The 11,256-nt window shown below is 73.0% G+C and carries 9 protein-coding genes; 6 read left to right on the top strand and 3 right to left on the bottom strand.

The annotated features are described in order from the left end of the window. Positions 1 to 139: 139 nt before the first annotated feature. Positions 140 to 1,090, bottom strand: a complete 951-nt coding sequence (locus UW392_RS65050; RefSeq protein ID WP_320784905.1) for a hypothetical protein — start codon at positions 1,088 to 1,090, stop codon at positions 140 to 142. Between the two features lie 71 nt (positions 1,091 to 1,161). On the opposite strand from UW392_RS65050, the gene UW392_RS65045 reads away from it, so the two are divergent. The 3 genes from UW392_RS65045 to ilvD all read left to right on the top strand — a co-directional run bounded on the left by UW392_RS65045 (position 1,162) and on the right by ilvD (position 5,324). Next, a complete protein-coding gene (locus tag UW392_RS65045) occupies positions 1,162 to 2,094 on the top strand; it encodes a Ppx/GppA phosphatase family protein (RefSeq protein ID WP_320784904.1) in 933 nt (310 codons plus the stop codon). A gap of 409 nt (positions 2,095 to 2,503) precedes the next feature. Further along, complete coding sequence (locus UW392_RS65040) at positions 2,504 to 3,334, top strand: sugar phosphate isomerase/epimerase (RefSeq protein ID WP_320784903.1); 831 nt, start codon at positions 2,504 to 2,506, stop codon at positions 3,332 to 3,334. A gap of 136 nt (positions 3,335 to 3,470) precedes the next feature. Then, complete coding sequence (gene ilvD, locus UW392_RS65035; protein ID WP_320784902.1) at positions 3,471 to 5,324, top strand: dihydroxy-acid dehydratase; 1,854 nt, start codon at positions 3,471 to 3,473, stop codon at positions 5,322 to 5,324. A 59-nt stretch (positions 5,325 to 5,383) separates the two neighbouring features. Here the strand turns inward: ilvD and UW392_RS65030 are convergent, their stop codons facing one another. Then, complete coding sequence (locus UW392_RS65030; RefSeq protein ID WP_320784901.1) at positions 5,384 to 7,678, bottom strand: serine/threonine-protein kinase; 2,295 nt, start codon at positions 7,676 to 7,678, stop codon at positions 5,384 to 5,386. A gap of 150 nt (positions 7,679 to 7,828) precedes the next feature. Between UW392_RS65030 and UW392_RS65025 the strand changes: the two genes are divergently transcribed. The 3 genes from UW392_RS65025 (at position 7,829) to proC (ending at position 9,619) form a co-directional block, all read left to right on the top strand. Continuing rightward, positions 7,829 to 8,146 carry an SH3 domain-containing protein gene (locus UW392_RS65025; protein WP_320784900.1) on the top strand — a complete coding sequence of 106 codons (318 nt, stop codon included), beginning with the start codon at positions 7,829 to 7,831 and terminating at the stop codon, positions 8,144 to 8,146. Between the two features lie 56 nt (positions 8,147 to 8,202). Next, entirely contained in the window at positions 8,203 to 8,700 is a 498-nt protein-coding gene (locus tag UW392_RS65020) for an EamA/RhaT family transporter (RefSeq protein ID WP_320784899.1), read from the top strand. A 103-nt stretch (positions 8,701 to 8,803) separates the two neighbouring features. Continuing rightward, the gene (gene proC / locus UW392_RS65015; protein WP_320784898.1) at positions 8,804 to 9,619 is read left to right on the top strand and encodes a pyrroline-5-carboxylate reductase; all 816 of its coding nucleotides are present in this window, start codon (positions 8,804 to 8,806) and stop codon (positions 9,617 to 9,619) included. Between the two features lie 63 nt (positions 9,620 to 9,682). Here the strand turns inward: proC and trpS are convergent, their stop codons facing one another. Further along, positions 9,683 to 10,681, bottom strand: a complete 999-nt coding sequence (gene trpS / locus UW392_RS65010) for a tryptophan--tRNA ligase (RefSeq protein ID WP_320784897.1) — start codon at positions 10,679 to 10,681, stop codon at positions 9,683 to 9,685. Between the last annotated feature and the right edge of the window lie 575 nt (positions 10,682 to 11,256).

Raw genomic sequence — 11,256 nt, 5'->3', positions numbered from 1 at the left:
CGAGCCCACACCCGGCGGCACGAACCCGCCAGACCCGGCACCGACCCCCTCGGCCACGGCCACCGCGGACCCCGGCGGACCGGCCCCGCAGCCCGGCGACGGGGCCCCGAGCCCGGCCGGCGATCAGTGACCCGGGCCCTCAGCGCGGCTCGGCCGCCGCGGGGTCCACCGGGCCCGCCGGGGCGACAGGGCCTACCGGATCCGCCGGATGCGGCGCCAGCAGCGGCAGCCGCGAGCGCAGCCGCTCCTCGCACAGCTCGGCCAGCCGGTCGTACCCGGCCTTGCCCATCAGCTCGATCAGCTCCGGCCGGTAGGACACGTACACCGGCTCGCCCGCGCCGTGCGCCGAGGTCGCCGACGTGCACCACCAGTGCAGGTCGTGGCCGCCCGGGCCCCAGCCGCGCCGGTCGTACTCGCCGATGGAGACCTGCAGGACGCGCGTGTCGTCGGGCCGGTCGATCCACTCGTACGTCCGCCGCACCGGCAGCTGCCAGCACACGTCCGGCTTGGTCTCCAGGGGCTCGCGGCCCTCCTTGAGCGCCAGGATGTGCAGGGAGCAGCCCACACCACCGGCGAAGCCGGGCCGGTTCTGGAAGATGCACGAACCCTTGTACGGGCGCGTCTGCCGCTCGCCGTCCTCGTCCTCCGAGACCCAGCCGGACCGGGTGCCCACGTCGTGGTGCTGCCAGATGTCCGGCGTGAGCCGCGCCACATAGCCGGCGACGCGCTGTTCGTCGTCCTCGTCCGAGAAATGGGCACCCAAGGTGCAGCAGCCGTCATCCGCGCGGCCCGCCGCGATGCCTTGGCAGCCGCTGCCGAAGACACAGTTCCAGCGGGAGGTCAGCCATGTCAGATCGCAGCGGAAGACCTGCTCCTCGTCCGCCGGGTCAGGGAACTCCACCCACGCGCGCGCGAAGTCGAGCCCCTGCTCGTCCGAGTCCGGAGCGGGTCGCGCCGGCACCGTGGACCCCGTGGCTCCCGCCCCCGCCCTCGCCTGCGCCGGCGAAGAACGCACCACGTATTTGGCGTCCTTCGTCGCCTTCGCGACCTTTGCCGTCTTCTCGTCCTTCGCCTTTTTCGTCTTTGGCACCCGTCCAGGGTAGGGCGCCCGCCACCGCTCCGGTGCCCGGCGGCGCACCCCCGGGCAGTAGCGTTCCGTACATGAGACTCGGTGTCCTCGACGTGGGTTCGAACACGGTGCATCTGCTGGTGGTGGACGCGCACCCGGGCGCGTGCCCGCTGCCCGCGCACTCGTACAAGGTGGAGCTGCGGCTGGCCCAGCTCCTCGACGGGGACGGCGCGATATCCGAGCCGGGGGTGGAGCGGCTGATCGGCGTCATCAAGGAGGCGCTGCAGGCCGCGGAGGACAAGGGCGTCGAGGACCTGCTGCCGTTCGCCACCTCCGCCGTGCGGGAGGCCGGCAACGCCGACGAGGTCCTCGCGCGCGTGCGCGCCGAGACCGGCGTCGAGCTCCAGGTCCTCACCGGCGAGGAGGAGGCGCGGCTGACCTTCCTGGCCGTGCGCCGCTGGTTCGGCTGGTCGGCCGGCAAGCTGCTCGTGCTCGACATCGGCGGCGGGTCCCTGGAGATCGCGTACGGCATCGACGAGGAACCGGACACCGCGGTGTCGCTGCCGCTGGGCGCGGGCCGGCTGACGGCCGGCTGGCTGCCGGGGGACCCCCCGGACGCGGCCGACGTGAAGGCGCTCCGCCGGCACGTGCGCACCGAGATCGCCCGGACGGTGGGGGAGTTCACCCGGTTCGGCGCCCCCGACCACGTGGTCGCCACCTCCAAGACGTTCAAGCAGCTGGCCCGGCTCACCGGTGCCGCGCGCTCCGCCGACGGCCCCTACGCGCAGCGCGAGCTCAAGCGCCAGTCGCTGGAGAGCTGGGTGCCCCGGCTCGCCGGGATGACCGCCGCCGAGCGCGCCGAACTGCCCGGCGTCTCCGTGGCCCGTGCGGGCCAGCTCCTCGCGGGCGCCCTGGTCGCCGAGGGCGCCATGGAGCTGTTCGGCGTGGAGGCGCTGGAGATCTGCCCCTGGGCCCTGCGCGAGGGCGTCATCCTGCGCAGCCTGGACCACATGCCGGTGGTGTGACACCCGAGGGCCGGGGCGCGGGACGCCGAGGTCACGCCCCGGCCCGGGAGCGCACGCCGAGGCCACCGGACCCGTACGCCCCTAGCCGCGCTCCGGGACACACTCAGGCGCTTCCGCCCGTGGTGCCGCCGGTGCCGCAGGTGCTTCCGCCCGTCGTGCCGCCGCCGCTCCTCGCCGTGTCACCGACGCTCCCCGTCGTGCCGCCGGTACCGCAGGTCCGCTCCCGGCCGCCCGCCCCGCACGTCCCCGGGCGCCCGCGGCCGGCGTGACTTCCGCCACCCGGCCAGGGCGGCCGCACCGCCCGGCGGGCCCGTACGCGCGGGTCAGCCGACGGCCGGTCGCCGTACCCCACAGCGGTGCCACAGGAAGCGGCTCCCGGTGCGCAGCGTGGCCCCGTACCCTGTCCCTCGTGGCAGAACCAGCGGTGCGCGTCCCGGATGCGAAGGTCGCCCTGTCGACGGCCTCCGTCTATCCGGAGTCGACGGCGACGGCCTTCGAGATCGCCGCGCGCCTCGGTTACGACGGGGTCGAGGTCATGGTGTGGACCGACCCGGTCAGCCAGGACATCGAGGCGCTGCGCAGACTCTCCGACTATCACGGGATCCCCGTCCTGGCGATCCACGCCCCCTGCCTGCTGATCACCCAGCGCGTGTGGTCCACGGACCCCTGGGTCAAGCTCCAGCGGGCCCGGGCCGCCGCCGAGAAGCTCGGCGCCAGTGCCGTCGTCGTCCACCCGCCCTTCCGCTGGCAGCGCCAGTACGCGCGCGACTTCGTCTCCGGAATCTGGCGGATGGCGGACGAGACGGACGTGCGGTTCGCCGTCGAGAACATGTACCCCTGGCGCTACCGCGACCGCGAGATGCTCGCCTACGCCCCCGACTGGGACGTCACCAAGGACGACTACCGGCACTTCACGGTCGATCTCAGCCACACGTCCACGGCCCGCACGGACGCCCTGCAGATGGTCGACCGCATGGGCGACCGCCTCGGGCACGTCCACCTCGCCGACGGCAACGGCTCCAACAAGGACGAGCACCTGGTGCCGGGCCGCGGCACCCAGCCCTGCGCCGAGGTGCTGGAGCGCCTCGCGCTCAGCGGCTTCGACGGCCACGTGGTCATCGAGGTCAACACCCGCCGCGCGATGTCCAGCGCCGAGCGGGAGGCCGACCTCGCCGAGGCCCTCGCCTTCACCCGGCTGCACCTCGCCTCCGCCACCAAGGTGCCGCCCGCTCCCCGGTGACCGCGTCCCGCGCCTGTGACGCACATCCCGCATTCCGGACCATCTGTCCGCCCACTGGATGACGGGCGTACGCTCGGGGGCAGTCACACGTGCCGGTCCGCACGGGCCGGTGACCGCCCCGAAGGAGCGAACGACGATGCCCGAGCTGAGGTCCCGCACAGTCACCCACGGCCGCAACATGGCGGGCGCCCGCGCCCTTATGCGCGCCTCCGGTGTACCGGGCGCGGACATCGGCCGCAAGCCGATCATCGCGGTCGCGAACTCCTTCACCGAGTTCGTGCCGGGCCACACCCACCTCCAGCCGGTCGGCCGGATCGTCAGCGAGGCGATCACTGCGGCCGGGGGCATCCCGCGCGAGTTCAACACCATCGCGGTCGACGACGGCATCGCGATGGGCCACGGCGGCATGCTCTACTCGCTGCCCTCCCGCGACCTGATCGCCGACAGCGTCGAGTACATGGTCGAGGCCCACTGCGCCGACGCTCTGATCTGCATCTCCAACTGCGACAAGATCACCCCGGGCATGCTGATGGCGGCGCTCCGCCTGAACATCCCCACGGTCTTCGTCTCCGGCGGCCCCATGGAGGCCGGGCGCGCCACCCTCGTCGACGGCACGGTCCGCACCCTCGACCTGGTCGACGCGATCTCCGACGCCGTGAACGACAAGATCTCGGACGAGGACATCCTCCGTATCGAGGAGAACGCCTGTCCGACCTGCGGCAGCTGTTCCGGCATGTTCACCGCCAACTCGATGAACTGCCTGACCGAGGCGATCGGCCTCTCCCTCCCCGGCAACGGCTCGCTGCTCGCCACGCACACCGCCCGCAAGGCGCTGTACGAGAACGCGGCGCGCACGGTCATGGACATCACCCGCCGCTACTACGAGCAGGACGACGACACGGTCCTGCCCCACAACATCGCCACCTTCGCCGCCTTCGAGAACGCCATGGCGCTCGACATCGCGATGGGCGGCTCCACCAACACGATCCTGCACCTCCTGGCCGCCGCCCAGGAGGCGGGCGTCCCCTTCGGCCTGGAGGAGATCAACGAGGTCTCCCGCCGCGTGCCCTGCCTGGCCAAGGTCGCCCCCAACGTCGCCAAGACGCGCACGTACTACATGGAGGACGTGCACCGCGCCGGCGGCATCCCCGCCCTCCTCGGCGAGCTGTACCGCGGCGGCCTCCTCAACGAGGACGTGAACTCCGTCCACAGCTCGTCCCTCGCCGACTGGCTGAAGACGTGGGACGTGCGCGGCGGCTCCCCCTCCGCGGAGGCGGTCGAGCTGTGGCACGCGGCCCCCGGCTGCGTCCGCTCCGCGGAGGCCTTCTCCCAGTCCGAGCGCTGGGAGGCCCTGGACGAGGACGCCGAGAACGGCTGCATCCGCTCCGTGGAGCACGCGTACTCCCAGGACGGCGGCCTCGCGGTCCTCAAGGGCAACCTGGCAGTCGACGGCTGCGTGGTGAAGACGGCCGGCGTCGACGAGTCCATCTGGACGTTCGAGGGCCCGGCGGTGGTCTGCGAGTCGCAGGAGGAGGCCGTCGAGAAGATCCTCAACAAGCGGATCACCGACGGTGACGTCGTCGTCATTCGCTACGAGGGCCCCAAGGGCGGCCCCGGCATGCAGGAGATGCTCTACCCGACGTCCTTCCTCAAGGGCCGGGGCCTCGGCAAGACCTGCGCACTGGTCACGGACGGCCGCTTCTCCGGCGGCACCTCCGGCCTCTCCATCGGCCACGCCTCCCCCGAGGCGGCCTCCGGCGGCACGATCGCCCTGGTGGAGGACGGCGACCGCATCCGCATCGACATCCCGAACCGCTCGATCGAGCTGCTCGTGGACGACGCCGAGCTGGCCCGCCGCGAGCAGGCGCTGAACGGCGTGTACGCCCCGAAGGACCGCGACCGCAAGGTCTCCGCCGCGCTGCGCGCCTACGCCGCGATGGCGACCAGTGCCGACAAGGGCGCGGTGCGGGACGTGACGAAGCTGGGCTGACCCGGGACGCATCCGGCCGCGGACGCTCACGTACACACCCGAGCGTCCGCGCCGAGCGCCTACCAGCTCGCCGGATCCCCGGCGTCCACGGCGAACAGCGATCCGTCGGGGGCCCCGGCGTACACCTTCCCCCGGGCCGTGACCGGCGCCGGCATCTGGGCGATCAGCGCGCTCGGGTCCTCGGCGAGGCGCGGTTCCGTCTGGCCCAGCAGCCTGCCCCGGGCGGTGCCGACGGCGAGGAGCCGTCCGTCCGCGGCCGTGAAGTACAGCCGCTGCCCGGCCACCACGGGCGCCGAGGCACGGCTGACGGACGTCTCCAGCCGCCACAGCTCCGCCTCCCGCGCCCCGGCCCGGGTGTCGACGGCGGCCAGCGTGCCCCCGTCGGCCAGCAGGTAGACCGTGTCGCCACCGACGACGGCCTGCGCCCCGGGCAGCGCGAAGTGGAGGCCGACCCGCCGCACGGAGTCGTCCGCGACGTCGTACCGCACGACGGCGTCCGTGGCGGAGTACAGGTCCGTCGAGGTGAACCAGAGCGTGCCGTCGCGGGCGCCCACCAGCCCCAGCGCCCCCTCCAGCCGCCGCTGTCGGCGGACGTCCCCCGTCTCCGGGTCCACCACGGTCACCCGCGTGTCCGCACCGTCCGCGCCCACCGCGTACGCGAGCCCGTCACCGTACGACTGGAAGCTCGGCGACGGCTGCCCCAGGCCGGGGAACGCACGCCGCCACCTCTCCTCGCCGGTGGCCGAGTCCAGCGCGGTGACCGTCGCGTCGGCGCCGGTGAGCAGGACGAGACCGCCGACGTGGGTGACGGGACCGTCGGCCGCCGGGATGGCACGGCTCCAGCGGGTCCGGCCGGTCGTCGGCTCCAGCGCGGTGAGCCGGCGGCCGTCCCCGTCGGCGCCGACGACGTGCAGGAGCCCGCCCGAGAGCACGGGGGCGAGGGTCGTGCCGTCGTCCGGCCGGCTCCCGCCGCGCGACCACAGGACCTTCCCGTCCTCGGGGTCCACGGCCGCGGCCAGGACCCCGGGGCGGGCGCAGTGGAGCGTTCCGGGTGTGTACGAGCACCAGGGCAGCCCGGTGGCTCCGGCGCCGCGCGCGCCCACGGTGACGGCCCAGGGCCGGAAGGCACTCGCCGACGGCTGCGGCTCCTGGGCCACGGGGGACTCATCGTCCGGGGCGAGCACGACCGCCCCGACGGCGGCGGTGAGCGCGGCGAGCGCGACGGCGGGAGCCCACCACGGCCGACGGCCACGGGCCGGACGGGGAAGCCGGAGACGCCGGCCGGCGGTGGTCGAGGACTCCGCGGCGGTCTTCGAGGACGCGGCGGCCGGCGGACCGGCGGCCGAGGAACCGGCGGAGGGCGATCCGGCGGCCGAGGGCGCCGCGGCAGAGATCGCGCGCGCGTGCGTATCCGCCGACGCCGCCGGACTGCCGGGGCCGTGCGGACCGTCCTCGCTGCCCCGGCCCGTCCCGCCGACGCCGCCGGCACCCCGCTGCTCGGGTATGAACGCCTGGGTGTCGTACGAGGCCCGCGCCGCCCGGAGTTCCGTCATCACCTCGTCCGGGGTGGGCCGGTCCTCGGGCTCCTTGGCCAGGCAGCGCGCGACGAGCGCGGACAGCTCCACCGGCAGACCTGTCAAGTCCGGCTCGTCGTGAACGACCTGATATGCCACCAGATACGGACTGTCGGAGTCGAAGGGCCCGCTGCCGGTCGCCGCGTGCACGATGACGGAACCGAGGGCGAAGACGTCGGCGGCCGGTCCCACCTCCCGTGGCCTGCGGAACTGCTCCGGAGCCATGAACGGCGGCGTGCCGATCAGCTTCCCGGTCTCGGTGCGCAGTTCGCTGTCGGAGGGCCGGGAGATGCCGAAATCGATGACCTTGGGACCGTCCTCGGCCAGCAGCACGTTGCTCGGCTTGAGGTCGCGGTGGACCACGCCCGCCCGGTGGATGTCGCGCAGGGCCTCCGCGAGCCCCGCCATCAGCTGCCGCAGTCGCGCCGCGGGCAGCGCGCCGTTCCGCTTGACGTGCTCGGCGAGCGTCGGGCCGGGGATGAAGAGGGTCGCCATCCAGGGGCGCCCGGCCTCGGGGTCGGCGTCGACCACGGGCGCGGTGAAGGCACCGCTGACCCGCCGCGCGGCCGCCACCTCCTGCCGGAACCGCCCCCGGAACTCGGGATCCTGGGCGAACGCGGCGTGCACGACCTTGACCGCGAGCCGCAGCCCGGAGTGCGAGCGCGCCAGGTGCACGACCCCCATGCCCCCGGACCCGAGCTCCGCCTCCAGCCGGTACTGCCCGGTATATCCCGGAGGTTCCGCTTCCGGATCTGTACCGGTGCTGTGCTGTGACGGCATCCATCACCCCCGCGTTTCCGGCCGCGTGTGCGAAACGCAGAGCCTAGTCGATGCCTCGTACGGAGCCCCGGCGGCTTGCTAGCCTTCGCGCACCGCAGAGATTTGGCGTGAACCATTCAATGGGGTAACGGGGCGAACGGGGAGGCCTGCATGGCCACGGAGAACATCGACATCGGAGCCGCACAGAACATCTCGATGGCACAACAGGCCACGGCGGCGGCGCGCACCTACCCGGTCGCGCCGGGCGTCCGGGTGAACGTCCGCAGCGGCCCGGGCACGCAGTACGGCATCGTGCGCACCCTGCCGGCGGGCGCCAACGTGTCGATCCGCTGCCAGCGCACGGGCACGTGGGTGAGCGGCCCGTACGGCACATCGAACGTCTGGGACATGATCGCGACCGGTCAGTACATCTCGGACGCGTACGTGTACACGGGCAGCGACGGCTACGTGGCTCCGCCCTGCACCTGAGAACCGGTGCACACACCGGCCGTGGACGCGGTACGGGCCGGAGCGATAATCGCCGGGTGAGCGACGAGCGACACGGCAACGGCACTCCGGCCCGGCCCGCGGGCCCCCGGCCCGAACCCATCCGCTTCTTCGGGACGACGTGGCTGCACCACGACGGGGGCTACCGGGTCCGCCGCGTGGCCGTCCCGGCCGGCGCGCTCCTCACGGTCGCCGCCGCCTGCCTGGTGCTGCGCCTCGCCCACGAGGGCCTGCGGCTCGGTGCCCTGGGCGGCTTCGTCCCGCTCCTGGTCGTCGTGGTGTTCGCCGTGTGCAGCGCGCTGGCCTTCGGCCACACCTGGGGCGGCTACCGCGAGCGCCCCGACCCCGACCGCCGGGCCGCGCTCCGCGGTCTCCTCACCGTCGGCTTCCTCGGCTCCCTCCTCGCCTACTTCCTCCGCTCCCTCACCGAGGCCCCGGGAGAGAAGCTGCACCGTGAGGAGTACGAACAGGCCCGCGCCCGGTACGAACGCCGCACGACCCGCCGTGCGGGCAACCCCTCCCGCCGCCGTTCCTGAGGCGAGCCCCCGTACATCCCGCCCAGCGGACAACCCGCCCCCGGCCCCACCCCGGATGCGAGGATGCCCCCAGGACGACGCAACCTCGGAGGGCACCCGCACCATGACCCAGAAAGTCGCAGTCCTCGGTACCGGAAAGATCGGCGAGGCCCTGCTCAGCGGCATGATCCGAGCCGGCTGGGCACCAGGGGACCTGCTGGTCACCGCTCGCCGCCCGGAGCGGGCCGAAGAGCTCCGCACCCGCTACGGCGTCACCCCGGTCAGCAACGACAAGGCGGCCAAGACAGCCGACACCCTCATCCTCACGGTCAAGCCGCAGGACATGGCCGCCCTCCTCGACGAGCTCGCCCCGCACACCCCCGCCGACCGCCTGGTCGTCAGCGGCGCCGCGGGCATCCCCACCTCCTTCTTCGAGGAGCGCCTCGCCCCGGGGACGCCCGTCGTCCGCGTCATGACGAACACCCCCGCCCTCGTCGACGAGGCCATGTCCGTCATCTCCGCCGGCACCCACGCCACCCCCGAGCACCTGGCGCACGCCGAGGAGATCTTCGGCGCCGTCGGCAAGACGCTGCGCGTGCCCGAGACCCAGCAGGACGCGTGCACCGCCCTGTCCGGCTCGGGCCCGGCGTACTTCTTCTACCTGGTCGAGGCGATGACCGACGCGGGCATCCTGCTCGGCCTGCCCCGCGACAAGGCGCACGACCTCATCGTCCAGTCCGCCATCGGCGCTGCCACCATGCTCCGCGACAGCGGCGAGCACCCCGTCAAGCTCCGCGAGAACGTCACCTCCCCGGCGGGCACGACCATCAGCGCCATCCGCGAACTCGAGAACCACGGCGTACGGGCCGCCCTGATAGCGGCCCTGGAGGCGGCCCGCGACCGCAGCCGCGCACTCGCCTCCGGCGGCAGCAACAGCTGAGCGCGGGCGGGGCGCCCCCGGTGAGCCGGAGGCGCCCCGCACACCCGTCTCTCCCGGCCGCTCCTACCCGGCCGGCAGCAGCCCGATCGCCCCACAGGCCGCGTCCACCCTCGGCCGCGCCGTCTCCCGGGCCCGTGCGGCACCCTTCCGCAGTACCTCCTCCACGTACGCCGGATCCGCGCACAACTCCTTGTGCCTCTCCTGCACGGGCCTCAGCACCTCGACCACGGCCTCGGCCACGGCCTTCTTCAGAGCGCCGTACGACGTGTGGGCGCGGCCCAGCTCCTCAGGACTCCCGCCCTCGCAGGCCGCGAGGATCTCCAGCAGATTGGCGACCCCGGGACGCTCCTCCCGGTCGTACACGACCCCTCGCCCGCTGTCGGTCACGGCCCGCAGGATCTTCTTCCGCACCACGTCGGGCTCGTCGAGCAGATAGACGATCCCGGGCCCGACGTCGTCGCTCTTCCCCATCTTCGACGTGGGCTCCTGCAGGTTCATGACCCGGGTGGCCACGTCGGGATGCGTCGCGCGAGGCACCACGAACGTCTGCCCGTACCGCTGGTTGAACCGCACCGCCAGATCCCGGGTGAGCTCCACGTGCTGCGTCTGGTCCTCACCCACCGGCACCTCGTCCGTCCCGTACGCGAGGATGTCCGCCGCCATCAACGCGGGGTACGTCAGCAGCGACAGCCGCACGCTCCCCCCGCGCCCTCGCTCGCGTGCCGCCTTCTCCTTGTACTGGATCATGCGCCGCATCTCCCCGTCCGTGGCCACGCACTCCAGCACGTACGACAGCCGCGTGTGCTCGTCCACGTGGCTCTGCACGAACAGGGTGCACAGCTCCGGGTCCAGCCCGGCGGCCAGCAGCAGGGTCGCGGCCTGCCGGCTGAGCCGGCGCACCCGCGCCGGGTCGTGGTCCACGGTCAGTGCGTGCAGGTCGACGATGCAGAACAGCGCGTCGGCGCGGTGCTGGTCCACCGCCGCCCACCGCCGCATGGCTCCCAGGTAGTTCCCCAGCGTCAGATGCCCGGTCGGCTTGACCCCGCTGAAGACCCGCGTCATCTCGTTCTCCCTCTCCTCTGAACTCCGGCCCGAGCCGCGTGCCCGCCGGCCGGCTCCTCCCGGAGGGAGATACGAGAACGGCCGCCAAGCGGCGGCCGTCGTGTGCGTGGGTGACGAGGCCGCCGTCAGGCGGCCCACCACAGCTGGGTGCACGTACGCGTCATCACGGCATCCACGGTACGCCTCCGGGATGCACCCCGGGCGGAGGTTGACACGCCCCACGCCGGTGCGTAGTGTTCTCCGAGTTGTCCGACGTGAGCACCGACTCCGGTCGGTCCCCGGACAGCCATTCCGCAGGTACCAACCCACTCTCGACGATCAGTCGATCTGTCGTCGTGTCATTGGCGTGGGTATTCGCAGAATGAGGAATCCGCGTTCGAAAGGGCGCAGCCCCCGATTAGCTCGGGAGCCGGGAATCCGCTAAAGTCTCACCAGTCGGAACGGCCCAACGGCCGGGAAGGCAGCCCACTCTGACTGGGAATCAGGCCCGAAAGGATCTGATAGAGTCGGAACCGCCGGAAAGGGAAACGCGGAAGCGGGAACCTGGAAAGCACCGAGGAAATCGGATCGGAAAG

This window comes from Streptomyces sp. CRN 30, assembly GCF_034105845.1.
Note: the sequence above shows the minus strand (reverse complement) of the source record. Positions and strands in the feature narration are given on the sequence as shown.

Excerpts from the sequence above, each read along its gene's own strand:
- UW392_RS65045 (WP_320784904.1), top strand. The coding sequence starts at position 1,162 with ATGAGACTCGGTGTCCTCGACGTGGGTTCGAACACGGTGCATCTGCTG.
- ilvD (WP_320784902.1), top strand. The coding sequence starts at position 3,471 with ATGCCCGAGCTGAGGTCCCGCACAGTCACCCACGGCCGCAACATGGCG.
- UW392_RS65030 (WP_320784901.1), bottom strand. The coding sequence starts at position 7,678 with ATGCCGTCACAGCACAGCACCGGTACAGATCCGGAAGCGGAACCTCCG.
- UW392_RS65025 (WP_320784900.1), top strand. The coding sequence starts at position 7,829 with ATGGCCACGGAGAACATCGACATCGGAGCCGCACAGAACATCTCGATG.
- proC (WP_320784898.1), top strand. The coding sequence starts at position 8,804 with ATGACCCAGAAAGTCGCAGTCCTCGGTACCGGAAAGATCGGCGAGGCC.
- trpS (WP_320784897.1), bottom strand. The coding sequence starts at position 10,681 with ATGACGCGGGTCTTCAGCGGGGTCAAGCCGACCGGGCATCTGACGCTG.